General features: G+C 61.0%; 24 protein-coding genes and 1 pseudogene. 6 read left to right on the plus strand and 19 right to left on the minus strand.

Going from position 1 to position 24665, the window contains the following annotated elements; translation table 11 throughout:
• Positions 1-3: 3 nt before the first annotated feature.
• Positions 4-468 carry a GNAT family N-acetyltransferase gene (locus tag ACL2XF_RS00215; protein ID WP_413727776.1) on the plus strand — a complete coding sequence of 155 codons (465 nt, stop codon included), beginning with the start codon at positions 4-6 and terminating at the stop codon, positions 466-468.
• 92 nt (positions 469-560) lie between these two features.
• Here the strand turns inward: ACL2XF_RS00215 and speG are convergent, their stop codons facing one another.
• The 7 genes from speG to ACL2XF_RS00250 form a co-directional block, all read right to left on the minus strand.
• Entirely contained in the window at positions 561-1106 is a 546-nt protein-coding gene (gene speG, locus ACL2XF_RS00220; RefSeq protein WP_410013782.1) for a spermidine N1-acetyltransferase, read from the minus strand.
• Between the two features lie 62 nt (positions 1107-1168).
• Positions 1169-1498, minus strand: a complete 330-nt coding sequence (locus ACL2XF_RS00225; RefSeq protein ID WP_410013783.1) for a DMT family transporter — start codon at positions 1496-1498, stop codon at positions 1169-1171.
• A gap of 193 nt (positions 1499-1691) precedes the next feature.
• Positions 1692-2807, minus strand: a complete 1116-nt coding sequence (locus ACL2XF_RS00230; protein ID WP_410013784.1) for an ABC transporter ATP-binding protein — start codon at positions 2805-2807, stop codon at positions 1692-1694.
• A gap of 33 nt (positions 2808-2840) precedes the next feature.
• A complete protein-coding gene (locus tag ACL2XF_RS00235) occupies positions 2841-3668 on the minus strand; it encodes a carbohydrate ABC transporter permease (RefSeq protein WP_413721300.1) in 828 nt (275 codons plus the stop codon).
• Positions 3661-4521 carry a carbohydrate ABC transporter permease gene (locus ACL2XF_RS00240; RefSeq protein ID WP_410013786.1) on the minus strand — a complete coding sequence of 287 codons (861 nt, stop codon included), beginning with the start codon at positions 4519-4521 and terminating at the stop codon, positions 3661-3663. The genes ACL2XF_RS00235 and ACL2XF_RS00240 overlap by 8 nt, the downstream gene beginning before the upstream one ends.
• A 19-nt stretch (positions 4522-4540) precedes the next feature.
• Entirely contained in the window at positions 4541-5806 is a 1266-nt protein-coding gene (locus ACL2XF_RS00245; protein WP_413727777.1) for an ABC transporter substrate-binding protein, read from the minus strand.
• Positions 5807-5840: 34 nt separating this feature from the next.
• Positions 5841-6854: a Gfo/Idh/MocA family protein gene (locus ACL2XF_RS00250; RefSeq protein WP_410013788.1), complete on the minus strand. Its 1014-nt coding sequence runs from the start codon at positions 6852-6854 to the stop codon at positions 5841-5843.
• 372 nt (positions 6855-7226) lie between these two features.
• Between ACL2XF_RS00250 and ACL2XF_RS00255 the strand changes: the two genes are divergently transcribed.
• Both ACL2XF_RS00255 and ACL2XF_RS00260 read left to right on the plus strand, forming a co-directional pair.
• On the plus strand, positions 7227-7910 hold the full coding sequence (locus tag ACL2XF_RS00255; RefSeq protein WP_413721298.1) for an N-acetylmannosamine-6-phosphate 2-epimerase: 684 nt from the start codon (positions 7227-7229) through the stop codon (positions 7908-7910).
• A gap of 2 nt (positions 7911-7912) precedes the next feature.
• On the plus strand, positions 7913-8800 hold the full coding sequence (locus ACL2XF_RS00260; RefSeq protein ID WP_413727778.1) for an ROK family protein: 888 nt from the start codon (positions 7913-7915) through the stop codon (positions 8798-8800).
• Positions 8801-8833: 33 nt separating this feature from the next.
• Here the strand turns inward: ACL2XF_RS00260 and ACL2XF_RS00265 are convergent, their stop codons facing one another.
• The gene (locus ACL2XF_RS00265; RefSeq protein ID WP_410013791.1) at positions 8834-9595 is read right to left on the minus strand and encodes a GntR family transcriptional regulator; all 762 of its coding nucleotides are present in this window, start codon (positions 9593-9595) and stop codon (positions 8834-8836) included.
• Positions 9596-9851: 256 nt separating this feature from the next.
• Here ACL2XF_RS00265 and ACL2XF_RS00270 point away from each other — a divergent pair, with 256 nt between their 5' ends.
• Positions 9852-11408 (plus strand): methyl-accepting chemotaxis protein, encoded by a 1557-nt coding sequence (locus tag ACL2XF_RS00270; protein WP_413721296.1) that lies wholly within the window; start codon positions 9852-9854, stop codon positions 11406-11408.
• Positions 11409-11551: 143 nt separating this feature from the next.
• On the opposite strand, the gene yedA is transcribed toward ACL2XF_RS00270, so the two are convergent.
• The gene (gene yedA, locus ACL2XF_RS00275) at positions 11552-12490 is read right to left on the minus strand and encodes a drug/metabolite exporter YedA (RefSeq protein ID WP_413727779.1); all 939 of its coding nucleotides are present in this window, start codon (positions 12488-12490) and stop codon (positions 11552-11554) included.
• A gap of 150 nt (positions 12491-12640) precedes the next feature.
• Between yedA and ACL2XF_RS00280 the strand changes: the two genes are divergently transcribed.
• Positions 12641-13102: an Lrp/AsnC family transcriptional regulator gene (locus ACL2XF_RS00280; RefSeq protein ID WP_413727780.1), complete on the plus strand. Its 462-nt coding sequence runs from the start codon at positions 12641-12643 to the stop codon at positions 13100-13102.
• Between the two features lie 433 nt (positions 13103-13535).
• Positions 13536-14051 (plus strand): DUF1097 domain-containing protein, encoded by a 516-nt coding sequence (locus ACL2XF_RS00285; protein WP_413727781.1) that lies wholly within the window; start codon positions 13536-13538, stop codon positions 14049-14051.
• On the opposite strand, the gene cho is transcribed toward ACL2XF_RS00285, so the two are convergent.
• The 10 genes and pseudogenes from cho to urtA form a co-directional block, all read right to left on the minus strand.
• Positions 14048-14911 (minus strand): excinuclease Cho, encoded by an 864-nt coding sequence (gene cho, locus ACL2XF_RS00290; protein ID WP_410013796.1) that lies wholly within the window; start codon positions 14909-14911, stop codon positions 14048-14050. The genes ACL2XF_RS00285 and cho overlap by 4 nt on opposite strands.
• 105 nt (positions 14912-15016) lie before the next feature.
• The gene (locus ACL2XF_RS00295) at positions 15017-15802 is read right to left on the minus strand and encodes an energy-coupling factor ABC transporter ATP-binding protein (RefSeq protein ID WP_413727782.1); all 786 of its coding nucleotides are present in this window, start codon (positions 15800-15802) and stop codon (positions 15017-15019) included.
• A 29-nt stretch (positions 15803-15831) separates the two neighbouring features.
• Complete coding sequence (gene cbiQ, locus ACL2XF_RS00300; protein WP_413721292.1) at positions 15832-16695, minus strand: cobalt ECF transporter T component CbiQ; 864 nt, start codon at positions 16693-16695, stop codon at positions 15832-15834.
• 3 nt (positions 16696-16698) lie between these two features.
• Entirely contained in the window at positions 16699-17778 is a 1080-nt protein-coding gene (cbiM, locus tag ACL2XF_RS00305) for a cobalt transporter CbiM (protein ID WP_413721291.1), read from the minus strand.
• A gap of 325 nt (positions 17779-18103) precedes the next feature.
• Positions 18104-18502: pseudogene (gene nikR, locus ACL2XF_RS00310) on the minus strand (nickel-responsive transcriptional regulator NikR); the annotation flags it as partial.
• A 78-nt stretch (positions 18503-18580) separates the two neighbouring features.
• Positions 18581-19279 (minus strand): urea ABC transporter ATP-binding subunit UrtE, encoded by a 699-nt coding sequence (urtE, locus tag ACL2XF_RS00315; RefSeq protein WP_410016740.1) that lies wholly within the window; start codon positions 19277-19279, stop codon positions 18581-18583.
• Positions 19280-19364: 85 nt separating this feature from the next.
• The gene (gene urtD, locus ACL2XF_RS00320; protein ID WP_410013800.1) at positions 19365-20162 is read right to left on the minus strand and encodes an urea ABC transporter ATP-binding protein UrtD; all 798 of its coding nucleotides are present in this window, start codon (positions 20160-20162) and stop codon (positions 19365-19367) included.
• Entirely contained in the window at positions 20159-21235 is a 1077-nt protein-coding gene (gene urtC / locus ACL2XF_RS00325) for an urea ABC transporter permease subunit UrtC (RefSeq protein ID WP_410013801.1), read from the minus strand. The genes urtD and urtC overlap by 4 nt, the downstream gene beginning before the upstream one ends.
• Positions 21235-22821 (minus strand): urea ABC transporter permease subunit UrtB, encoded by a 1587-nt coding sequence (urtB, locus tag ACL2XF_RS00330; RefSeq protein ID WP_413727783.1) that lies wholly within the window; start codon positions 22819-22821, stop codon positions 21235-21237. Before urtB ends, urtC begins: the two co-directional genes overlap by 1 nt.
• A 145-nt stretch (positions 22822-22966) precedes the next feature.
• Positions 22967-24235 (minus strand): urea ABC transporter substrate-binding protein, encoded by a 1269-nt coding sequence (gene urtA / locus ACL2XF_RS00335; RefSeq protein ID WP_413721289.1) that lies wholly within the window; start codon positions 24233-24235, stop codon positions 22967-22969.
• Positions 24236-24665: the final 430 nt, after the last annotated feature.

The raw sequence follows: 24665 nt of genomic DNA on the forward strand, positions 1-24665 counted from the left end.
GGTATGGACGTGCGCATCATGCCGGTTGAGGCCAGCGACCCGGAGTTTGCCCGCCTGGTCGCCGCGCTCGACGCGTATTTAATACCGCTGTACCCGGCGCAAAGCAATCATGGCCTGCCGATCGGCGCGCTGCGCGCAGCCGGGGTGCGGGTTTGGCGGGCGGGCATGCGGGCCGCCGGCTGCGTCTGCCTGTTTGTGGGCGAGGATACGCTGCCGGAGATCAAACGCCTGTATGTCGATCCGGCTTTTCGCGGCTGCGGTATTGCCTCGGCATTACTGACTCGGCTGGAGGGTTGGGCGCGCGGCCAGGGATTTCGCGACCTGTATCTGGAAACGGGCATTTACCAGATGGATGCCGTGGCGCTGTATGAAAAACAGGGCTTCAGCCGCGTCGGCCGTTTTGGCGCTTACCCGGATGATCCCCTGAGCCTCTATATGCATAAGCCCATTGCGGATAATGTCTTTTAAGCGCCCTTCGCGCCAGGCGCCGCATTTTGGGTTCGCTTGCCGCGACAGGCGGCTCCCCATGGCGCGGGCGGCGCCAGCCGGGTTGCGTCGTGTTATCTTTTCTTACTCGCCAGATATTCGTTCTGGAAAATACACATCCGGATGGTGTTGCGGTATTCGCCGTTGACAAAATATTCTTTCAGCAATACGCCTTCGACCTTGAAACCCAGCTTGCCGTAGATATGGATGGCCTTTTCGTTTTCCTGATCGACAATCAGATACAGCTTATGCAGGTTAAGCACCATAAATCCATAGTTCATGGCCAGCTGCGCGGCAATGCTGGCATAGCCGTGCCCCTGATGGGCCGGGTCGACCAGGATCTGGAACTCGGCGCGGCGATGGATATGATTGATTTCAACCAGTTCCACCAGGCCGATGCCCACACCTTCCTTATCGATGATAAACCGCCGTTCGCTTTGGTCATGGATATGCTTGTCATAAAGGTCGTTAAGTTCGACAAAAGCCTCGTAAGGTTCCTCGAACCAATAACGCATGACAGTTTCATTATTATCCAGCTGATGAACGAAATGCAGATCTTCCCGTTCTAATGGACGAAGCTTAATATTATAACTATGCGATATTTCATTTTCCACAATCATGATGGCTGCCAGGCATGCTTGATTATATTCCCCATAATAAAAAGAATGATATTATAAGCTAATTAATGATTAGTGGTTTTAGAAATAACATTCATGACCAAAACACCACCAATGATCATGAACATACCGAGTATGGCATAGATATCGAGCTTTTGGTCAAAAAAGAAATAACCTGAAACGGCAACAAATACAATGCCTAAGCTTGCCCATGCCGCATAAGCGACGCCCACGGGCATGGTTTTGAGTACTTGGGAAAGCAATATAAAAGAAATACAATACCCGACAATAACGATAATGGAAGGGTACATTTTGGTAAAACCCGCGGAGGCTTTTAACGAACTTGTGGCTATGACTTCAGAAATTATTGCTATTAACAGGTACAGATAGGTCATAAGATTATTCTTTCGGTTTCTAAATGGCTACTGATATTATCATAGCCCGCCTGCAGAAGAAAATTGGCAATATTATGACAAATTCAGTGAATAATCTCTGTAATCATTGCTCTAACGTGGACGTGTTACGGGCAACGGTAACGGATGGGCGCGGGGGTCGTCGCCGCCGCGCCGCCGCCCACGCCGCCGCAGGCTAAATATCCACGGTGCGCCGGAAAGCGTTGCCCGCGCCGTCAAACAGGTGCGCCTTGTCGGCGGGGATGGCGAGATCCACCGTATCGCCCAATGCCAGGCGCCGGTCTTCCCCGTGCCGGAGTATCACCGGCTCGCGGTCCGGCAGTGCAATGTATAAATAAGCCGCTTCGCCCAGATGTTCAATGTGCTGGATACGCCCCGACAGCTGCCGGTCCTGCGGCGCGCACAGCCGCAGGTGCTCGGGACGGATGCCCACACAGACGTCGTCGCCGTCGGCGAGCCTGGCGTCGACGCAAAGCTCGACGGCGTCGGTTCCGTCCAGGGTGACCGTCGCCCGGTCGGCCCCGGCGCCGGTTAACCTCGCCGCCAGGAAATTCATTTGGGGCGACCCGATAAAACCGGCGACAAAGCGATTGACCGGGTGGTGATACAGCGCCAGCGGATGGCCGACCTGGGCAATGGAACCCTGGCTGAGCATGGCGGCGCCACTGTTGAGCAATACGATTTTATCAGCCAGCGTCATGGCCTCCACCTGATCATGGGTGACATAAATCATGCTGTTGCCCAGCTCATGATGCAGTTTGGCAATCTGGACCCGGGTGGCGACGCGCAGCGACGCGTCCAGGTTGGATAACGGCTCGTCGAATAAAAAGACCTCCGGGTCGCGCACGATGGCGCGGCCAATGGCCACGCGTTGGCGCTGGCCGCCGGACAGGGCCTTCGGCAGGCGGTCGAGCAGCGGGTCAAGCTGAAGGATGCCGGCGGCGTCGTGCACCCGCCGCGCTATCTCCCGCTTGTCGACCTTGGCCAGCTTCAGGCTGAAGGCCATATTGTCGAAAATGGACATATGGGGGTACAGGGCATAGCTCTGGAACACCATGGCCACGCCGCGCTCCGAAGCCGGCAGGCGGTTGACTACCCGGTCGCCGATAATAATATCTCCCGAACTGATGGTTTCCAGCCCGGCTATCATGCGCAGCAAGGTGGATTTGCCGCAGCCCGAGGGGCCGACAAACACACAGAACTCCCCATGCTCGATATCCAGGTTGACCCCGTTGATGACCTGGGTGTTGTGATAACTTTTAAAGACATTGCGTAAGCGTATGGCAGCCATCGTCCGGCTCTCCTGTTGTAGGGTGGTCGGGCGTTATTTCACGCCGCCCATGGTTAAACCCCGGACCAGATGTTTTTGCACCAGCAGTCCCAGCACCAGCATCGGCAGCATAACCAGCGTGCCGGCAGCGGTGAGCGGCCCCCATTCGGTGCCCTGGAAGGTGAGGAACGAGGTGATGGCCACCGGCAGGGTCTGGGTGGATTCGCCGGACAGGGTGAGCACGATCTGGAACTCATTCCAGATAAAAAACAGCGTCAGCACCCCGGACGCGGCCAGCCCGGTACGGGCCAGGGGAAGAATGATCCGGGCGAAGACCTGCCATTCGCTGGCCCCGTCCACCAGCGCCGCCTCGCGTAATTCCGGCGGAATATCCTCGAAAAACGTGGTGATCATCAGGATGGTGAAGGGCACATTGGCGAGGGTATAGACCGCAATCAGCACCAGGTAGCTGTCGGTCAGGCCGAGGGACGTCACCAGGTAGTAGGCCGGCAGCACCAGCATGATCACCGGGGCAAAACGCAGGCTCATGATAAATTGCTTGGCGCGCGCCTTCTTGATGACAAAAAACACCAGCCCGTAGGAGAACAAGGCCCCCAGCAGCAGGCACAGCAGGGTGGCGGCCAGGGAGATCACCACGCTGTTAAAGAAGGCGCGGATAAAATCGCTGTTACCGAGTACGGTGGCGTAGTTGTCCAGGATGGGCGTAAAAAACAGCCTGGGCGGCATGGCGAACGCGTCGATATAGGTTTTGAACGACATCGACACCAGCCAGAAAATCGGCAGCAGGAAAAATGCCAGGATAAGCACTAACAGAGCATAAAACCCCGCCCAGCGGCCGGTGCGTTTCAGAGAATCAGGCATCTTTCATAATCCGGTTGCTTGCCATGGAGAGCACCAGGATAACCAGCAGCGTGTTGATGATGGCGATCACCACCGCTTCGCTGATGCGAAAATCCTGAAAGCCGGTCAGGTAGGCGAACATGTTGGTGGTTTCGGTGGCCAGCGCCGGCCCGCCGCGCGTCATGACATAAATCAGATCGAACGACTTAAAGGCGTCAATCATGCGCAGGAACAGGGCGATGAGGATAATCGGCTTGAGCATCGGCAGTTTGATATAGGCCAGCAGGCGCCAGCCGCGCGCGCCGTCCAGTTCCGCCGCCTCCAGCGGCTCTTGCGGCAACGAGTCCAGGCCGGCCGATACCAGCAGGATGATAAACGGCGTCCATTGCCAGACGTCGGCGACGATAAGCGACGCCATGGCATAGGACGGATTGCCGAGCCAGTCGACGGGGGCGATGCCCAGCAGGCCGGCCAGGTAATTAAACAAGCCGGCGTTGGGATCGTAAAAAATGCGCCAGATAAGGCCGCCGACGATGGGCGTGACGATCATCGGCAGCAGCAGCAGCGCCCGCGTCAGTTTGCGGCCGGGAAAATCGCGGCTGATAAACAGGGCGACGGCGCATCCCAGCGCCAGCTCGATAAGCGTTGCCGCCGCCACGTACACCAGCGTATGCCACAGCGAAAACCACAGGCGCGGCTGCTGCAGCACGTCGATAAAATTGGCCAGCCCGACAAACCCAAACGGCGGCGGCGCCATCATGTCGATATCGTGCAGCGCCAGGTACAGCGAATAGCCCAGCGTGTAGACCGACACCGCCATCAGTGCCGCCAGCAGCGGCACCGTAAACGCCCAACGTGTAAACGTTGCTTTCATGTTGACTCCGGTCCCGGTTTCACCGCGCGAGGGCTTTATCGTTCTGGCGGTTTGCCGCCGCCATGGCGTCCTCGGCGGACAGGGTGCCGGCCAGGGCCTGGGACAGCGCGATGCCGGTGTTATTGATCAGAATGGTGGCCTGCGGCACCGTGGGCAGGTAGTTGGGATTGCCGTTTTTCAGCGCCGCCAGCATGCCGTCCTTAAACGCGCCGTACTTACGCACGAAGGCCTCGCTGTTAATGGCGCTCAGGGAGCTGACGCCCGCGTTGGGATTAATCTCCACCGATTTCATCTGCGTTTGCTTGTTGGTGGCCCAACTGATGAATTGCCATGCCGCCTGCTGGTGCTTGCTGGCGCTGGCCAGGTACAGGCCATGCACCTGCAGCGCCGAGCTGCCGCCGGGATGACTGCCCGGCTGCGCCGGAACCGGGGCGTAGCCGACCTTGCCGACCACCGTCGATTCCCGGGCGTCCTCGTTATAGCCGCCGTTGACCGTGGAATCGATAATCATGCCCGCTTTGCCCTGCTGGAACACCAGGCGGTTTTCCTGCCAGCCGAAATTGGCCGCGCCGATGGGGCCGTAATTCTTCAGGATATTAACGTAGGCCTTGGTGGCCTCGATGGCTTCGGGACTGTCGACGGCGGATTTGCCGTCCTTGATCCATTGCCCGCCATAGCCCCACAGAAATGCCGCCCAGGAGAAGGTGTTATGGATGCCCTGGCCGCCGCGCAGCGTGATGCCGGCCATGTGGCCGCCGCTTTTTTCCTTGAGGGTTTTGGCCGCCGCCAGCAGTTGGTCAAAGGTGGTCGGCACCGCGATGCCGTATTGGGCGAACAGGTCCTTGCGGTACATCAGAAACGTGCTTTCGCCGTACACCGGCACGCCGTAATAACGGTCTTTATAGCGCAGCGTATCGGCATAGCTTTTGACGAAGTCCGCGCGATCAAAACCCGCGTCGGCTTTCATCAGCGGGTCGAGCGGGGCGATGTAACCCGCCGAGGCGTAGCCCACCCCATGCACCCAGTCGTCCATGACGACGTCATAGCGGCCGCTTTTGGAGGAAAAGGCCAGTAGCGCCTTGGACGTCAGATCGGCGTAGGGGACGATTTCCGCCTGTACCTTGATGCCGGTCGCCTTTTCAAATTCCGGCAGCATGGCCTTGATGGAGTCGCTGGTACTATGGCCTTCCAGCAATACGCGCAGGGTATCCTGCGCATGGGCGCCGCCGGCGCAGAACAGCCAGGCGCAGACGAGCGCGGTAAACCGGGAGAGCGTCGTTTTCATGCGTAAATCCTTATTCAGTGGATAAATGAGGCGATCAGACGGCAACGACCTGACCGGTACGGGCGGATGCCATGATCGCAAGCGTAATCCGTAACGCCTCGTTGGCCTCTTCTCCCGTGGCGACCGTGGTACGGTTGCTGCGGATATCGCTGATAAAGGCCATCAGTTCCTCGCGCAGGTCGCCTTTGATTTCGCCCTGGCTCAGCGGCCAGTGCTGGGTATCGATATAGCGGTTGGCGGTTTCGGATGCATGATAAAGGCCGGACTCGCCGCACTCGATTTCAAACAGGCCGGCGGTGGTCAATATTTCCATCTTGGCGTCCAGCAGGGTCCGTGAACCCGCCGGCAGCGCCCAGGCGCTTTCCAGATTGACCACCGCGCCGTCGGCAAAGCGGATAATGGCGAAAACCGCGTCCTCGGTCCCCAAATGCCCGAGGCGCTTATTGGTGGTCTGGGCGTAAACGCTCACCGGTTTGGTGCGGTGCAACAGCCAGAGGACCATATCCACGTCGTGCACGGTGACATGCAGCGGCAGCGGCAGGCTGCCGCCGTAGCGCGCCGGTCCCTCAATGGCCGGGCTATTGCGCCGCGCCGCGATATGGCTGATCTCTCCCGCCTCGCCGGCTTCAATGATGTCCCGCGCCCGTGAATAGCGCGGGTCGAAACGCAGCAAAAAGCCGATGCCGAGCTTGACGCCGGCGGCATGGGCCGCGCCGACAATCTCCTCGCCGTCGGCCAGGGCGGCGGCGATGGGTTTTTCCAGGAAGATATGCTTGCCGGCCCGGGCGGCGGCCAGGGCCGGCGCCAGATGGAAATCATCCTTGGTGCAGATGCTGACGATATCCAATCCCTCAAGCGTCAGCATGTCCTGATAATCGCTAAAACATTGGATGCCGGGAATAAACGCCTTTACCGCCTCGCAGCGCGCCGGATCCGGATCGGCGATGGCGATCACTTCCACGCCGTAGAGCTGGCTGAACACCCTGGCATGCATGGTGCCCATAAATCCCGCGCCCACCACGGCGACTTTCAGTGTTCCGTCTTTCATCGACTGGCCTCTTGGTTTTTTGTTGGGCGGCGGCCCGGCCGGGTGGCTTCGGGGCCGCGGTCCGCCGCTGTCGCTATTGGTTTTTATAGGATAAGCAATACAATAAGCATGCCAGTTTAAGTCCAGATTAGAGCCAGATGCTTAAAAGGGTTCTATATTATTAACTTAACGAAACTGTTGCGTTTTTATTCCTGAGTATCAGGCTGTTAATCTCACGCTACGCATAACTATTAGCACAATTATTGTGCATTTGAATAGCTTTAAGCACCTTTTTTGTGCGTTGCTCGATAAAATAAAATACCAGTTTACATATTTGGTATTGTTGTGGTTAGCTGGCGGTGCCGAGGTTATTTTTTAAGGAAAACGACGCAGATGACCCTGAATGAACTTAAGCACCGCCTGGTGGTATCCTGCCAGCCGGTGACCGGCGGACCGATGGACCGGCCGGAGATTATCGTCGCCATGGCGCAAAGCGCGCAGTCGGCCGGCGCGGCCGCGGTAAGGATCGAGGGCGTGGAGAATGTGCGTCGGGTGGCCGCCGCGTTGACCATCCCGGTGATAGGCATCGTAAAACGTGATTTAATCGATTCACCGGTGCGTATCACACCTTTTATAGCGGATGTGGAGGATCTGGCGCGGGCGGGCGCGTCGATTATCGCCTTTGACGCCACCGACCGGGTCAGGCCCGTGCCGGTGGCGGAACTCTACCGGGCGGCGCGGGCGTGTCAACGCCTTATCATGGCGGATTGCGCCTGCCTGGCGGACGGCGTGGCGGCGGCAGGTCTGGGCTGCGATCTGATTGGCACCACGCTGTCCGGCTATACGGCCGGCACCGCCGATCAGCCGATGGCGCGCCCCGATTTGGCACTGATTGCCGCCCTGGCGGCGCGGGGTTATAACGTGATGGCGGAAGGGCGCATCCGCACGCAGGATCATGCCGCCGCCGCCCTGGCGCAGGGCGCGTTCGCCGTAACCGTCGGCTCGGCCGTTACGCGCGTTGAGCATATTACCCAATGGTTTATCGAGGCGCTGGCACAGGCCGCAACCCGGAGCTGATTATGGCGACTATCGCGCTGGATATCGGCGGCACCAAAATCTCCGCCGCCAGGGTGGAGCAGGGGCGCTGCGTGGAACGGCGGCAAACGCCGATGCGTTTTGACGAGGCCGGGTTTATCACCGCCCTGCGCGAGGTGACCGCGTTTGGCGTCACGCCCGGCATGATCGCGGTAGCCGCCACCGGTTTCGTGCGCGCCGGGCGGGTTTATTCGGTCAATCTGGACACCATCCCCTTTTGGCGCGGATTCCCGCTGGAAGCGGCGCTGCGCCAACTGTATTCCTGTCCGGTAGTGTTGATGAACGATGCCCAGGCCGCCGCCTGGGGCGAGTATAGCGTCCGGCAGGGACGGGTGCGCAACCTGCTGTTTATGACGTTGTCCACCGGCGTCGGCGGCGGCCTGGTGCTTGACGGCGAACTGCGCACCGGCGGGCACGGATTGGCCGGACATCTCGGCCATGCCACGGTGAGCCGCCCGCCGGCCGATGTGATGCCCGGCCGCGGGGGGCCGTGCGGATGCGGCCGTTACGGTTGCCTGGAATCCGTTGCCTCGGGCACCGCGCTGGCGCGCCAGGCCGGGGCGCTGTTCGGGCGGGCCATCGACAGTCGCGCGCTGTTTGCGCTGGCTGCCACGAGCGCGCGGGCAAACGATATCATCGACAACGCGGCGGCGGCGGTGGCCGAGGCCATCGCCAATACGCATATGCTGCTGGATATTGATGAGGTGGTGATTGGCGGCAGCGTCGGGCTGGCGGCGGGCATGCTGGACAGGATCCGCCAGGCGCAGGACGCGTTGCCGCCGCTGGGACGGGTCGCGGTATCAGGCGCCGCGCTGGGCGCGGACGCGGGGCTTATGGGCGCCGCCGGCTGGGCGCGGCGCGGCGCCGGTTAATGCCCGCCGGCTGTTCCCGGCGTCTGCCGCCCGTCAGTACAGGCCGTCGCGCTGCAGTTCCACCACAAAATCATAACTGTCGCCCCGATACCAGGTATGGGTATATTCAATCGGGCGTCCGTCCTCAAGATAACAGTGGCGTTCCACATGCAGCGCCGCGCTTTGCGGCGGCAGCTCCAACAGCAGCGCATTTTCGGCCGATAACGGTTCCGCGCGCATTCGTTGCAACGCCCGTTTCGGCATATGGCCGCTGCGTTGCAACACCGCGTACAGCGAGTCGCCAAGCCCGTCGAGCGACGGCAGGAAACCCTGGGGGATGACGGCGATTTCCACCGCCATCGGCCGTCCGTCCACGGTGCGCAGCCGTTTAAGGCGGTAGACCAGCGCGCCGGGAGAGAGATTCAGCGCAATGGTTTCCGACGGCGAGGACTGGATCAACTCGCGCTCCAGCCAGATGGCTCCCGGCTGATGGCCGCGCGACAGCATGTCCTCGCTGAAGCTGGTTAACGACGATAAGGGTTTTTCCAGCCGGCCGGCAACCTGGCTGCGGGCGCCGCGCCGCTGGATAATCACCCCGTCTTGGGCCAGCTGGCTTAACGCCCGCCGCACCGTCACCCTGGATACCGCCAGGTATTCCGACAGCTCGCGTTCGCTGGGGATGGTATAGCCGCCTTTGATCAGGCCGCCGGCCACCAGTTCCCTGAAACCTTTTTCCAGCCGCTGGTACAAGGCTCCGCCGCTCTGGTTGCGCTCGTTGCAATAGGTCTTCAGTAACTCGATTAACTTATCATCCATAAGGGCGGGCCGCTGGTGCGTGTTTAACGATGTTCACTGATTGTAATCGAAGCCGCCGCGGGCGCATACCCTTACCCGGCATTGTCCTGTCCGGCGAATATCCCCTGGGGTGAAAGGCCGGGGCGAATTGGTACGATAGCTTTGCGTTCAAAAATGACAGGTTGATCACGAAACGCAACTAAACCCGCTGCGCAGTCTCATTATCGTCCTCTGCGTGCCGATAAACCCTTACTTCTCTTTTTAGATGGCTAAGGTCATGAAAAAATTACTCCATTTACCCTTTATGGTGCAGCTATTCAGCGGCTTCGCTATTATTATCGCGTTGATGCTTTGCCTGGGCGGCGTGTCCCTCTACCAGCTCAGCGCCAATAATGACCATATCGACGCCTATCGCAATAACTGGCTGCCCGGGGTGCGCTATACCCTGGAGATGCGCGGTACGCTAGCCGAACTGCGTTTGCAGCAGGTACAATATATTTCTTCTCCGACGGACCAGGATCGGGAGTCACACCGGCTGGAACTGATGCAGGCGGTGGCGAACTTCCTCCGCGCCCAGAATGCCTACCTGGCGCTGAATACGCCCTTAAGCTCCACGCCGTTATTCAGTCAGATCATGGCCAACTTCAATCAGTTCAGCCTGGCGAACGATAAGATGATCGCGGCCATGTCGGAAAATGATGTCACCGGGGCCATCCGCATCAGCGGCGATACCTCGCGCAAATACCGCACCCAGCTGATGGCCGACCTGGCCACCATGGTCGACCGGGAAGTGGGCGGTAGCCAGGAGGCGGCGAGACAGGCGGCCCGGGGCTATGATATCGCCAAATACAGCCTGATGGGCCTGTCGCTGTTCGCCCTGCTGATCTCCGGACTGCTGGCCACGGTGATTTCCCGTAATCTGTGGCGCCAGCTGGGCGGCGAGCCGGCCTATGCCACGTCGATTATGCGTAAAATCGCCGCCGGCAACCTGACCACCGGCATTAAGCTGAGCGCCAAGGACAGCAGCAGCCTGCTGGCCGCGCTCAACGCCATGAGCCAACAGTTGCGCGATACCATCAGCGGCATCATCAGCGGCAGCGAATCCATTTCGGTGGCCTCCGGTCAAATCGCCCAGGGCAATACCGACCTGTCGCAGCGCACCGAAGAGCAGGCGGCGTCGTTAATCCAGACCTCGGCCAATATGCAGCAACTCACGCAGACCGTACACCACAACGCCGATAACGCCAAGGAAGCCAGCGAACTGGCGGTCGCTACCTCGCGCACCGCCACCCAGGGCGGTAAAATCGTGGCGGAAATGCTGACGCATATGCGCGATATTTCCCAAAGCTCGAAAAAAATCGTCAATATCATTGCCGTTATCGAGGGCATTGCTTTCCAGACCAACCTGCTGGCGCTTAACGCCGCCGTCGAGGCGGCGCGGGCCGGCACCCAGGGCAAGGGCTTCGCCGTGGTGGCAAGCGAAGTACGCACGCTGGCGCAGAAGAGCGCCGACGCGGCCAAGGAAATCAAATCGTTGATCGAGGGCACGGTGGACAAAATCAGCGCCGGATCTGAACGGGCGGATAACGCCAGCAAGGCGATGACCGAAATCGTCGACTCGGTGGACAAGGTGGCCGCCATCATCCACGAAATCGCCACCGCCAGTAACGAACAGCATATGGGCATCCAGGAAGTGGGACAGGCGGTGGCCCAGATGGACCAGGTTACGCAGCAAAATGCGGCGCTGGTGGAGCAGGCCGCCGCCGCCGCCCGTTCGCTGACCGAACAGGGCCAGGAGCTGCGCCGGGCGGTGAGTTTCTTCCAAACCGCCTGATGCCGTCGGCGTAACACGCTCCCGCGGCTAAGACCTGGAGAGGGTTTTAGCCGGCGGGAGTTTTTTTATGGCGCTTGGGCATGCTTTCCCTATTTTCGCCGGCTTTGGCGTAAGACATCGTCATGGGATAAAACCGCCCGTCTTTATCCATCGGAGGAGCGGGCCGCCCCGGCGGGCGATTTAACGGCGCCGGCTTTGCCGGAACCGCTGAAGGTTTTGCCGACCATGACGATCACCACCGCCAGGATAATGATGCCCAATGCCAGCCACTCGATGGGATTAAGGCGCTCGCCGGCAAACCCCATGCCGAGCAGCACCGCCACCACCGGATTGACATAGGCATAGCTGGTGGCCAGTGCCGGACGGGCGTGGGAGAGCAGGAACATATAGGCGTTGATGGCGATAATCGAGCCAAACACGATCAGATAGCCGATGGCCAGCAGCCCCGCGGTATCCGGCATCCGCGTCAGGCGCTCGCCGGTAAGCAGGCTGGCGACAAGCAGCACCGCACCCGCCACGATCATTTCCACCGCCCCGACCATCATGCCCTTGGGCAGATCAAGCCTTGAGCTCCAGATGGAGCCGAACGCCCAACTGACGGAGGCCACGATCACCAGCAGGGCGCCGAGCGGGTTGCCGGTCAGGTTACCGCCGGTATTGAGTAAAATAATGCCGGCCAGGCCGAGAACAATGCCGAACCACTCCAGGCGCGTGGCGCGCAGTCCCCAGATACTGCCGAAACAGGCGGCGAACAGCGGTACCGTGGCGACAATCACCGCGGTAATGCCGGACGGCACCTGCCTATGTTCGGCCACCGTCACCAGGCCATTGCCAATCGCCAGCAGCAGGATGCCGATCATGCCCGCGTTCACCGCCTGGCGCGGCGAGGGCAGGGACTCGCCTTTCAGGCGCAGCACGGCGAACAGGATAATACCGGCCGTTAAAAACCGTACGCCGGCCATCAACAGCGGCGGCCAGCTGTCCACCCCGACGCGGATAACAAAATAGGTCGAACCCCATATGATGTAGAGTGTAAACAGCGCCAGGACCAGCTTCAGTCCGTTTGAATCGCGTAATTGCATGTAGCTGCCTTTTAAGCCTAAACGTTCGGATGATTAGTAAACCTTTTTTTATGGCTGTTAATATATTCTTTTTGTCGTAATCCTCCAGTTAAACAACGAAAATAGCCGTATAACACCTTCGATTCAACAGCGGGCGCAACGGGGAAAGCTATGGATAAATATGATGAACTGATACTGCAGGCGCTGGTGGAAAACGGCAGGCTAACCTATGCCGAGCTGGCGCGCCGGGTTAATCTCTCGCCGCCGGCGGTGGCGGAGCGGGTGGCGAAGCTCGAGACCAAAAAAGTCATTACCGGCTACCACGCCCACGTCAACCTGGAAAAACTCGGCTTGCCGATCACCTTTATCGTCGAGCTGCGCCTTAACCATAACCACTGGCAAAATACGCTGAAAATGCTGACGCAGATCCCCGAAATCCTGCAATGCTACCGGGTAACCGGCGAAGCCTGTGTGATTGTCCGCGGCGCGGTCAGGGATATGGCGGCGATGGAAGCCTTTATCGAGCGGGTAAGCCAATTCGGCGCCACCAAAACGTCGATCATTCTCTCGGCGCCGGTGGAGCGTATCGCGCCGCCGGCGCTGATGGTTGCGGAGACGTTAAAAAAAGCGTGATAAGCTTCACAAAAAATTGACACGGCGGCTCATTTTGCTAAACTGCGAAAAGTGTGATGAACATCACATTAATGTCGGATCAATGTGAGGAATCAGCAATGAAAATTATACGTAAACTTAACAAATTTTTGAAAGAACAAGGCAATATCCACGCACAGGCGGCTAAATATAGCCTGTATTAAGCGTGGCGCATGCCCCGGGGGCCTCATCCGGTGTTGCCGATGCGCCGCCCGCCCTCTTTATCCCAGACGGCCCTTTTCAGGGCCGTCTGCCGTTGCAGGCAGACAAGCGCCCGCCTGAGATAGCCGCTTTCGCCTGCCGCCATACCGGCCCGGCGTCGCAGGCAAAGATACTATAGATTTTACGACATCGACCGCCTCTCCCCCAGCGCCTATCTTGAAAGCAAGAGTCATCGCGCGTAAGGAGACCGGCCGTGAACACCCGCCGCACGCAACCTGTCCAACGTCAAACCCCCGGGCAGTTTATTCTTTACACCGTCATCGCCGCCTCGAGCGCGTCCCTGGCCGCCTGGGGCAGCGCGACGCTTGCGCTGGAGGTCTGGGTGATGTTCGCGGGCCTTATCACCTGGTTCACGCGCCCGACGTCCTGGCGCGCCGGGCTGTGCGCCATGATCTGCCTGTGGCTGGGAATTGGGCTGGGGGCCGTTACCCAGATAATACTGCCGGCGTTGTCGCCGGCTCTGGAGCCGCTGGCGTTGCCGCTGGTGGTATTTTGGGTGGCCATCCTTATCGTAAGCCTGCGCGCGACCCGTATCGTCGATAACACGCTGGCCTGGTTCCTCGGCATGGTCACGTTCTATGCCTCCGGGCTGGAACCGGCGCCCGGCATGTTTAGGGATCTGTGCGGCGCATCCGCCATCGGCGGGTTCGCCGGTTGGGCTTGCCAGGCGCTGCACCGGCGTTGGAACACGGCCTGGTTTATCCCTTAGCCCAGTTCGATAATCTCATGGCGGCCGCTTAATATCGGCCCGCTGAGAATTTTATAGCCGTCGCGGTCGAACCCCTGCGCCACGGTGCTCAGGCCCGCCGCTTCGCCAAGGCTTGCCACCGAACCGAGATAGAACCAATTGTTGACCACGTGGATTTGCCGCCGATCGCCGCTGTGTTCCACCAGGCCGATGGCGCCGGCGTAAGGCCATGCCACGATGCGCATCTGCTGCAGCGCGTCCATCAGGCGCAGCTGGTGTTCCTCCGGGCTTTCTTTACCGCAGCAGGCGCCCGCGCAGCGCCCGAGATGGAACCGGAAGCAGGCGCGTCCGTGGCTGAGTTTTTCCAGGCCGAGCAGGCTGTAACATAATAATTCGCTGTCGCCGATATCCAGCAGGGTTTGCTGGGCGGCGCGGCGGCTGGAAAACAGGCCGTACAAATCCGGCGTGCGGGCAAAATCGATCTCCTTGGCCGAGACGATGACGGGCATGCCGCGCGCCAGGTGAATCGAGCACAGCTGGCGACTGCGCCGCAGCCGTTTATTGTGCAGCGGCTGGAGCGCCTTGATCATCTGGGCCTCAAGCAGCAGGGCGCCGATTTCCCCGGCGGTGAGGTGGTAGCTGATGCGCCGCGATTGCCGCAGCATGCGCGCTTCTTCGGCGGTGCGCAGATGCGACATGACCCGGCTGCGGATATTGACGCTTTTGCCGATATACAGCGGCATCACGTCGCTGTCGCTATGAAAGACATACACGCCGGGCGCGGCGGGCAGGCCGTCGATATACTGACGCAAATGTTCGGGATACTGATAGGCCTCGGCGGGGTCGAACTCCCTGCGGGTGGCGGACAGACGCTTATACACTGACTGAACTCTTATTACTGTTGTTTTATACAGCATAACAGGTTATTTTTTAACACGACAGCGCAAAATAACGTCTGATCGTTATTTTATGCGGCATTATGCGGCTTATAACCTGTGAAGGTGATCATCCTCCTGCCGGTGACGGAGCAAATGACATTCCCGCAGCAGTTGCCGGTCGGCTAAAATGTCCGCGGTCGGCCCCTGGGCCGCAAGACGCCCTTCGCGCAGCACAAAACACCGATCGGCGATGTCCGGGACAATGGCCAGATCGTGGGTGGCGGTGATAAGCGTACGCCCGCGGCTCTCGCGCAGGAATTGCACCATATTGCCCTGGCTTGCCGGGTCCAGGCCGCTGCAGGGTTCGTCGAGCAATAACACCTCGGGTTCGATAATCAATACCGACGCCAGGGCGACGCGTTTTTTTTCGCCGCCGGACAACCGATGGGGCGAACGGTGGCGCAGATGCGTGATGCCGAATTGCTCCAGCATGGCGTCGATACGCCCGGCGATGCGCGGTTTATCCCACCCCAGTTGCAACGGGCCGAAGGCCAGCTCGTCATAGACCGTCGGGTTAAACAATTGCACATCGGAATTCTGGAACACCAGTCCCACCCGGCGCCTGAAGGCGTAAGCCTCCTCGTCCCCGCGCAGGGCGGGTTCATCGAGCGCCCGGCCGAACGCGCGCACGCTGCCCGCGTTGGGGAAATAAAGCCCGTCCAGCAGGCGCAGCAGGGTGGACTTGCCCGAGCCGTTGGCGCCGAGCAGGGCGATACGCTGGCCCGCCCGGATCTGAAGCGTGATCTCCCGTAGCGCGGGCAGCGACTGGTAGGCATAGCTGACCTGCTGTAAATCATAGACCGGCGGCGTGGTTAACGATGGGGCCTGGTTCATGCGTATTGCTCCTGTTCCCGGGGCGTCATTCAGGGTAGCCGCAGCCACTGGCAGCTAAATCCGGCCAGCGCCAGCAGCATAAACACCGGCACCGCGCGCCAGTCCTGTTTTTGCAGACACAAATCGTCCATTAGCCTGATTTCACCGCGAAAGCCGCGCGACAGCATGGCCAGATGAACCTCCTGGCTGAGATACAACGAGCGCTCCAGCAGGCTGCCGGCCGCATTGACCGCCAGCCGGCGGCGCTCGCCGGCGGGCAGGGGGCCGACCATCCGGCTGGCGCGCGCTTCAAACAGGGCGACCGCGCCGCTGAGCAGCACAAAAATATAGCGATGGGTCATGCCGAGGATCATCACCGCCACTTTTGGCACCCGCAGCGATCGCAAGGCCTTGAGCAGGCGGGGCCAGGGGGTGGTCAATACCAGCAGCAGCGCCAGGGTGGCCGACGTTTCGGCCCTGCCGATCAGCAGCAGGGCCACGCGCAGCCCTTGCGCGGTGACGGTAAGCGACGTGAAGGGCAGGGCGAAGAGCGGCGCGCCGGGTACCATAAACAGCGCCGGCAGCGCCAGCACGCCGGTAAACAGCAAAACGCCGAGCCATACCTGGCGCAGCAGCCTGGCCAGCGATAGCGCCGAAAGCCGCGCCATGATCGTCGCCGCCAGCAGCAGGCCGGCCAGGGCCAGCAGCGAATGCACGGCGACGGCGGTGATAATCAGCGCGCCAAGGCCCATCAGCTTCACGCGCGGGTCCAGCCTTTGCAGCCAGCCCGGCCGGTCGGCCATTGTCTGGGCGTCATCGGCATGCGCCATGGCCGCCAGCAGGCCCGCCAGCAGGCGCGCGATAAAATGCCGGCTTCCCGGCGCGCGCCGGTGGCTGAAGGAGGGTTCGCGCACCGTTTAACGGTGACCCGAGGACGGCCGCCAGGCCGCGGCGCGCGTCAGGCGCGCCAGCAGATAAAACGCCAGCAGGATAAGCCCGCTGCCCATAATGGCCGACAGCACATACCCGACGCGGGCGTTTTGCATAAATGCCGGGGCATAGTCCGGCATCGGCGCTGACCAGAGCGCCTCCAGGCGCTGCATGCCGGCCGGCGCGCCCTGCGGCGGGGCGATATTGCCCGAGGCGCGGGTGATTTCGGCCCTGGCGCCGGCATCCTGGAAGTCGGCGGCGCCCCATTCCCCCCAGGCGGTGCCGGCGGCCAGCAGGCCGAGCGGGCTGATGATCATCACCACCGCCATGCCCAGCCACAGCGCGCGCACCGGCCGCCAGCCGGAAAGGCGCGCGGGCACGCACGCGCCGCCGGCGGTGGCGCGCAGCAGGTCGGGGTTGGCTTTTTGCAGATAAGCGACAATACCGCCGGTTACCACGGCTTCCGCCAAACCGGCAAAGGTCAGGTGACCCAGCAGCATGGCCGGCACCGCCACCGACAGCGGATAGGGCGCATACAGCGGCGCTCCGGCGGCGTCGGTAAACAGCAGGGGCTGGATGCCGAACTCCACCGCCGCCAGCAGCGCGGCGATATTAATGGCGCAGTAGCCGGCCACCGTGGCCGCCACCACCCGCCGCCGGGCGGTAATGGCCGACCCGGCGGCAATCAGGCGGTAAAGGCCGTAGGCCGCCAGCGGACCGACGATGGCCATATTCAGGCAATTGGCGCCGAGCGCGGTAATGCCGCCGTCGCCGAAAAATACCGCCTGGATAAACAACGCCATCGAGACGGCCAGTACCGCCGCCCACGGACCCAGCACGATGGCCGCCACCGCCATGCCCACCGCGTGCCCGGTGGTGCCGCCCGGCAGCGGCAGGTTAAACATCATGATGACAAAACAAAACGCCGATACCACCGCCAGCAATGGCACCAGGCGGGTATGCAGCAGGCGTTGCACGCGTTTTTGCGCCACCCACCAGAAAGGGGCGGCGATCAGGAAGGCAACGGCGCAGGTGGACGGGCTGAGATAACCATCGGGAATATGCATCGGATAACCCTGTGTTCAGGCCGCGCGCATAGCGAACAGGGCGGCCGGGGGGCAAAACTTTCGTGGAAATCAGTATGCCTCCGCCGTTCATACTTTTCCATAAAAAATCATACCGGGTTCATTGATCGAGCACAATTAACCGTCAACTTTCCCGCCGGCCGCTAAGCGCCCGCCACGGTTCCCTACCCTAAACCGGAAGGCTGTCCTAAACGTGTTTATGGGGATGCCGGTGATCTTTATCATGATCATGGCCGCTTGCATGACGGTGATCGGCGGTTGTCACGGCATCGGCCGGGATCATTGCGGCGTTTTGCGTGGCGGCGGCGTCCAGCGGTATCAGGTTAATGCTGCCGTGGCGCACCCCGGTCTGGGCGATCACCGATTGGGCAAAATCGGTTAATACCCCCAGCGGCCCGCGCAGGATGGCGGTCTCCACGCACTCGTCGTGGCTGAGATGGGCATGCATGGTGGATACGGTCAGTTCGTGATGATCGTGCTGCAGTTCGGTCAGGCGGGTGGCCAGTTGCCGCTCATGGTGATCGTAAACGTAACTGAGCACCGCGATAAAGGCCGCCCCGGGGTTGGCGGTGGCCGCCTGCTGGCCCAGGTCGCGCCGCAGCATATCGCGGAACGCCTCCGAGCGGCTGCTGTAGCCGCGCAGCCGCATCAGTTCGTCCAGCTCGGCCGCCAGCCGGTCGTCGAGGGAAATGGTTAATCGCTGCATAGGGCATTCCGGGTATCGGGGAAAACCACAGTGTGGAACATTTTTACCGCCAGGCAAAGGATATCGGCAGGTTTAGCCTCAGATAGTCACCAGACCGCGCACCCCGTCGGTTTCCATATCCGCGCCCAGGCCACGCTGCACGATCTGCCCACGCGACATCACCAGGTAGCTGTCCGCCAGGGCGGCGGCGAAATCATAAAACTGCTCCACCAGCAGGATCGCCATATCGCCGCGCGCCGCAAGGGTTTTGATCACCACGCCGATCTCCTTGATCACCGACGGCTGGATGCCTTCGGTAGGTTCGTCGAGGATCAGCAACTGCGGCTGGCAGGCCAGCGCGCGCGCAATCGCCAACTGCTGCTGCTGGCCGCCGGACAAATCGCCGCCGCGCCGGTTTTTCATCTGCGCCAGCACCGGGAACAGCTCGTAGACCGAGGCCGGCGGCGCTTTGGCGCGCGCGCCGGAAAAACGCGACAGGCCGAGCAGGATATTTTCCTCCACCGTCATGCGCGGAAATATTTCCCGTCCCTGCGGCACATAGGCAATACCGGCCTGCACACGCTGGTGGGGGCGGCGCTGGTTGATAAGCTCTCCCTGCCAGCGAATGCGGCCGGTTTTGGCCGGCAGCAGGCCCATCAGGCATTTGAGCAGGGTCGTCTTGCCGACGCCGTTGCGCCCGAGCAGGCAGGTTACCTGACCGATTTGCGCCTCGAACGACAGGCCGCGCAGGATATGGCTGCCGCCGTAAAACTGATTTAACTCTTCCACCTGTAGCATTATGTTCCCCTGCGTATGAGTAACCCTGGCCTGATAACCGGCGCCGATGCGCGATATCCTCCCGCGCATCATCACGCTCATCAGCTCACCGCCCCAGGTAGACTTCAATCACCTGCTCGTTGGCCTGCACTTCGCGCAGCGACCCCTCGGCCAGCACCTGCCCCTGGTGCAGCACGGTGACATGATCGGCGATGGTTTCCACAAAACCCATATCATGCTCCACCACCATGAGCGAATGTTTACCGGCAAGCGAGCGGAACAGCTCGGCGGTATAGGCGGTTTCAGCATCGGTCATGCCGGCGGCCGGCTCGTCAAGCAGCAGCAGGTGCGGGTCTTGCACCAAGAGCATGCCGATTTCAAGAAACTGTTTTTGGCCGTGGGACAGCAGGCCCGCCGGGCGCCGGCGCAGCGGTGCGAGACGCAGCGTGGCGAGCATGGCGTCGATGCGATCGCGCTGTTCATCGCTCAGCTTATGGCGCAGGCAGGCCCAAACCGATTTATCGGTTTTCAGCGCCAGCTCCAGGTTTTCAAATACCGTCAGCGCCTCGAATACCGTCGGCTTCTGGAATTTACGGCCGATGCCGGCCTGGGCGATTTGCACCGGGCTAAGCCGCGCCAGGTCGATATGCTGATCGTAAATGGCGCTGCCGCTCTGCGGACGGGTTTTACCGGTAATCACATCCATCAGGGTGGTTTTTCCCGCGCCGTTGGGGCCGATAATGCAGCGCAATTCGCCCACGCCTATCTGCAGCGACAGGTCGGTAAGGGCGCGGAAACCGTCGAAGCTGACGTTGATATTGTCCAGCGTCAACACCGGATCGCGCCGCAGGCGATGGATATCGGCGGGATAGGCCTGCGTCAGCAGGTCGTCCGGCGCGTTCATTCGGGCCGCCTTTTGCGCAGCAGGCCGATAACGCCCTGCGGCAACAGCAGCGTCACCAGGATAAACATCAGCCCCAGGAACAATTGCCAGTACTCCGGCATGGCCATGGTAAACCAGCTCTTGGCGCCGTTGACGATGCCGGCGCCGAGCAGCGGCCCCACCAGCGTGCCGCGGCCGCCCAGCGCCACCCATATGGCCGCCTCGATGGAGTTGGTTGGCGACATTTCACCCGGGTTGATGATACCCACCTGCGGCACGTACAGGGCGCCCGCCAGGCCGCACAGCACCGCCGACAGCGTCCAGACGAACAGCTTGAACCCCTTCGGGTCGTAGCCGCAGAATATCAGCCGGTTTTCCGCATCGCGCACCGCCGTCAGCACCCGGCCGAATTTACTGCGCGCCAGGGCGAATCCCAGCAGCAGGCTCGCCGCCAGTAGCAGCACGGTGACCAGGAACAGGCCCACCCGGGTGGTGGTGGCGGTTACCTGGAATCCCAATAAGGTGGTAAAACCGGTAAAACCGTTATTGCCGCCGAAGCCGGTTTCGTTGCGAAAAAACAGCAGCATCGCGGCATAGGTCAGCGCCTGGGTCATAATGGAAAAATAGACCCCTTTGATTTTGGAGCGAAAGGAAAAGTAGCCGAACACCAACGCCAGCAGGCCGGGGGCCAGCATAATCAGGCACAACGCCCAGGCAAAGTGCTGGGTGCCGGCCCAGAACCAGGGCAGCTCGCTCCACGATAAAAAGGACATAAACGCCGGCAGGCCGTCTCCCGCGGCCTGGCGCATCAGGTACATGCCCATGGCGTAACCGCCGAGGGCAAAAAACAGCCCATGCCCGAGGGACAGCAGCCCGGCATAACCCCAGACCAGATCCAGCGCGATGGCCACCACGGCGTAGCACAGGATTTTGCCCACCAGGGTCAGGGTATAGGTGGAGATATTCAGCGGATGCGCCGCGGGCAGCAGGGCCAGCAGCGGCAGGATAACCAGCGCGATAAAAACCAGCGCGCCCAGGATCATGGCGGTGCGGGGCGCCTTTTGCAGGCCGGTGAGGGTTAAGGGTTGGCTCATCAGTCAATGACCCTGCCTTTGACGGCGAACAGTCCCTGGGGACGTTTTTGGATAAACAGCACGATAAGCGCCAGGATCAGGATCTTGCCCAGCACGGCGCCGATTTCGGGTTCGAGGATTTTGTTGACGATGCCCAGCCCGAACGCCGCCGCCACGGTGCCCGCCAACTGGCCGACCCCGCCCAGCACCACCACCAGGAACGAATCGATAATATATCCCTGGCCCAGCTCGGGGCCGACGTTGCCAAGCTGGGACAACGCCACGCCGCCCAGGCCGGCAATGCCGGAACCCAGGCCGAAGGCCAGCATATCCACCCGGCCGGTCGGCACGCCGCAGCAGGCGGCCATGGCCCGGTTCTGGGTTACCGCGCGGATATGCATGCCCAGCCGGGTTGTATTCAGCAGCAGCCAGCACAGCGCCAGCACGCACAGCACGAACAAGATGACCGCCAGGCGGTTGTAGGGCAGCACCAGGTTAGGCAGCAGCTGGATGCCGCCGGAGAGCCAGCCGGGGTTGGCGACGCTGACGTTTTGCGCGCCGAACAGCATGCGCACCCCCTGGATCAGCACCAGGCTGATGCCCCAGGTCGCCAGCAGCGTTTCCAGCGGGCGACCGTATAAATGACGGATTACGGTGCGTTCAAGCAGCATGCCGATAACGCCGGTAACGGCGAAGGCCGCCGGCAGGGCCGCCAGCGGGTAGAGCGGCAGCAGTCCCGGCGCGTAGTGCTCCATAAACTGCTGCACCAGATAAGTGGCGTAGGCGCCCAGCATCAGCATCTCGCCGTGCGCCATGTTAATCACCCCCAGCAGGCCGTAGGTAATGGCCAGGCCCAGCGCCGCCAGCAGCAGTATCGAGCCCAGGGACAAGCCGGTAAAAGCCTGTCCGAGCAGGTCGCCTATCATCAGCCGGCGCTGAACCTGCTTGAGGCTTTTCAGCGCCGCCGCGCGTACTTGGGCCTCGGGTTCGGCGCTCTCCTGCGTCAGCGCCTGCAGACGTACCTGGACATCGGGATCGCCCGATTCGCCGAGCAGCGTGACCGCCTGCAGCCGCACCTCGGGCCGGGGATCGGCCAGTTGCAGATTGGCCAGGGCAATCTGCAGCGCGTCATGCACCCGCGGGTCTTTTTCCAGCGGTAAACGGGCCTGCAGCAGCGGCAACTGGTCGGCCTGCGCTTCGCGCTGGAGCGCAGTGGCGGCCTGTAGCCGTATGCGGGCATCGTCGCTGACCAACTGGTGAACGGACAAGGCGGTGGCGATAAGGTTGCGCAGGCGGTTATTCAGCCAGACTTTCTTGACGCCGCCGGTGGGCGCGGCGTCGCCTTCCATCGGCGTCAGCGTGGTGCCCTGCTGGATAAAGGGTTTGCCGGCGGCGTCGATCACCATGGTCTCCTGGCGCAATGCCTGCAGCAGCGGCAGACGGGCGGCATCCGGCGCGCTTGACCACGCCTGGAGTAATTTCGCCTGATCGGCGCGGCTGGCCGCCGCAAAATCGGCGGCGGGGCCGGCCAGAGCCAAGGCCGGCAGACATAGGCATAAGGCCACGCCGAGGCCGAACCTTCGCAATAATAATGATAGATAGCGCATATTTTTCGTCCCGTGCTGCGTCAAAAACAGAGGGCGCCTCTGCCGCCTCAGGCGTTTGAAGCGGGTAGGGCGGGCGCGAAGAGTAGAGCGCGGCCCGGCCCCGGTTTCCGTGTTTACACCTGGCCCGCCCTATCCGTAAGCCCTTTTACTGGGTGCTTTTGACCGGATGATCGGGTTTTTTATCGTTGCCGGCGATAAAGGGACTCCAGGGCTGCGCGCGCACCGGCCCTTCGGTTTGCCATACCACGTTAAACTGGCCGTCGGACTCGATCTCGCCAATCATCACCGGTTTATGCAGATGGTGATTGGTCTGATCCATGGTCAGGGTAAAGCCGGACGGGGCGGCGAAGGTTTGCCCGGCCATCGCCGCGCGCACCTTATCCACATCGGTGGACTTGGCCTTCTCCACCGCCTGCGCCCACATATGGATGCCGACATAGGTGGCTTCCATCGGGTCGTTGGTGACCACGGTATCGGCGTTGGGCAGATGGTGGGACTTGGCGTAGGCTTTCCATTGCGCGACGAATTTCTTATTGGTGGGATTATCCACCGACTGGAAATAGTTCCAGGCCGCCAGGTTGCCGACCAGCGGTTTGGTGTCGATGCCGCGCAGTTCCTCCTCGCCCACCGAAAAGGCTATTACCGGCACATCGGTCGCCTTGATGCCCTGGTTGGCCAGCTCTTTATAAAAAGGAACGTTGGAATCGCCGTTGATGGTGGAAATCACCGCGGTTTTACCGCCGGCGGAGAATTTCTTGATATTGGCCACGATGGTCTGGTAATCGCTATATCCGAACGGGGTATAGACTTCCTCGATATCTTTATCCGCCACGCCCTTAGAATGCAGGAAGGCCCGCAGAATTTTATTGGTCGTACGCGGATAAACATAATCGGTGCCGAGCAGGAAGAAGCGCTTGGCGCCGCCGCCGTCATCGCTCATCAGGTATTCCACCGCCGGGATAGCCTGTTGGTTGGGGGCCGCGCCGGTATAAAACACGTTGGGCGACATTTCCTCGCCTTCATATTGCACCGGGTAAAACAGCAAGCCGTTCAGCTCCTCAAATACCGGCAACACCGATTTGCGCGAGACCGAGGTCCAGCAGCCGAACACCACCGCCACCTTGTCCTGGGTCAGCAACTGCCGGGCCTTTTCCGCGAACAAGGGCCAGTTCGACGCCGGATCAACCACGACCGGCTCCAGCTTTTTACCCAGCACCCCACCCTGGGCATTGATTTCGTCAATGGTCATCAGCGCCACGTCTTTTAACGGCGTTTCCGAGATAGCCATGGTGCCGGATAAGGAATGCATCACGCCGACTTTAATCGTGTCGGCAGCCAGCGCCCCCCAGCTGATCCCCATGCCGATAACCGTGGCGGAGAGGGCGAAGGCTTTCAGTAATTTACGTCGTTGCATGCAATTCACTCCTGAATTTATGAGGATTAACAATGGCCGGCGGGACAGAATGGTTCAAAGCAATCCCCGTGCCAGTTGCGGCGTCGCGGCCCGGCGGCGTTTGCCCGGCTTTTCCCGCGCCGGCGGCGGCGCCTTGCACCAAATACGGGCGCGCGTGCGGCATGGCGGGGCGCCTGGCGCCTTTTCAGGCTGATCACGCACGTTCAGGATTATTTCAGGGCGGCAGGGATCGCCAAAACCGTGCAGAGTCCTTTCTTAGCGACCTTGCGCGCGCATGCCGCGGAGCGAAGGCAAGACGTGCGCGGGGTTTGCGCGCTTCGCTCAATTTATAGCCATGTCACTGGCGCGTTTCATAAGGAAAGCTAAACTGAAAAGGCTATTCGATAACCGATAATTTTCTTATTTCCGCAATGCCGTTATTGATTGAGAG

The organism is Sodalis sp. RH19 (assembly GCF_047324215.1).
GTDB lineage: Bacteria > Pseudomonadota > Gammaproteobacteria > Enterobacterales > Enterobacteriaceae > Acerihabitans.

Excerpts from the sequence above, each read along its gene's own strand:
- ACL2XF_RS00215 (WP_413727776.1), top strand. The coding sequence starts at position 4 with ATGGACGTGCGCATCATGCCGGTTGAGGCCAGCGACCCGGAGTTTGCC.
- speG (WP_410013782.1), bottom strand. The coding sequence starts at position 1,106 with ATGATTGTGGAAAATGAAATATCGCATAGTTATAATATTAAGCTTCGT.
- ACL2XF_RS00225 (WP_410013783.1), bottom strand. The coding sequence starts at position 1,498 with ATGACCTATCTGTACCTGTTAATAGCAATAATTTCTGAAGTCATAGCC.
- ACL2XF_RS00230 (WP_410013784.1), bottom strand. The coding sequence starts at position 2,807 with ATGGCTGCCATACGCTTACGCAATGTCTTTAAAAGTTATCACAACACC.
- ACL2XF_RS00235 (WP_413721300.1), bottom strand. The coding sequence starts at position 3,668 with ATGCCTGATTCTCTGAAACGCACCGGCCGCTGGGCGGGGTTTTATGCT.
- ACL2XF_RS00240 (WP_410013786.1), bottom strand. The coding sequence starts at position 4,521 with ATGAAAGCAACGTTTACACGTTGGGCGTTTACGGTGCCGCTGCTGGCG.
- ACL2XF_RS00245 (WP_413727777.1), bottom strand. The coding sequence starts at position 5,806 with ATGAAAACGACGCTCTCCCGGTTTACCGCGCTCGTCTGCGCCTGGCTG.
- ACL2XF_RS00250 (WP_410013788.1), bottom strand. The coding sequence starts at position 6,854 with ATGAAAGACGGAACACTGAAAGTCGCCGTGGTGGGCGCGGGATTTATG.
- ACL2XF_RS00255 (WP_413721298.1), top strand. The coding sequence starts at position 7,227 with ATGACCCTGAATGAACTTAAGCACCGCCTGGTGGTATCCTGCCAGCCG.
- ACL2XF_RS00260 (WP_413727778.1), top strand. The coding sequence starts at position 7,913 with ATGGCGACTATCGCGCTGGATATCGGCGGCACCAAAATCTCCGCCGCC.
- ACL2XF_RS00265 (WP_410013791.1), bottom strand. The coding sequence starts at position 9,595 with ATGGATGATAAGTTAATCGAGTTACTGAAGACCTATTGCAACGAGCGC.
- ACL2XF_RS00270 (WP_413721296.1), top strand. The coding sequence starts at position 9,852 with ATGAAAAAATTACTCCATTTACCCTTTATGGTGCAGCTATTCAGCGGC.
- yedA (WP_413727779.1), bottom strand. The coding sequence starts at position 12,490 with ATGCAATTACGCGATTCAAACGGACTGAAGCTGGTCCTGGCGCTGTTT.
- ACL2XF_RS00280 (WP_413727780.1), top strand. The coding sequence starts at position 12,641 with ATGGATAAATATGATGAACTGATACTGCAGGCGCTGGTGGAAAACGGC.
- ACL2XF_RS00295 (WP_413727782.1), bottom strand. The coding sequence starts at position 15,802 with ATGAACCAGGCCCCATCGTTAACCACGCCGCCGGTCTATGATTTACAG.
- cbiM (WP_413721291.1), bottom strand. The coding sequence starts at position 17,778 with ATGCATATTCCCGATGGTTATCTCAGCCCGTCCACCTGCGCCGTTGCC.
- urtE (WP_410016740.1), bottom strand. The coding sequence starts at position 19,279 with ATGCTACAGGTGGAAGAGTTAAATCAGTTTTACGGCGGCAGCCATATC.
- urtD (WP_410013800.1), bottom strand. The coding sequence starts at position 20,162 with ATGAACGCGCCGGACGACCTGCTGACGCAGGCCTATCCCGCCGATATC.
- urtC (WP_410013801.1), bottom strand. The coding sequence starts at position 21,235 with ATGAGCCAACCCTTAACCCTCACCGGCCTGCAAAAGGCGCCCCGCACC.
- urtB (WP_413727783.1), bottom strand. The coding sequence starts at position 22,821 with ATGCGCTATCTATCATTATTATTGCGAAGGTTCGGCCTCGGCGTGGCC.
- urtA (WP_413721289.1), bottom strand. The coding sequence starts at position 24,235 with ATGCAACGACGTAAATTACTGAAAGCCTTCGCCCTCTCCGCCACGGTT.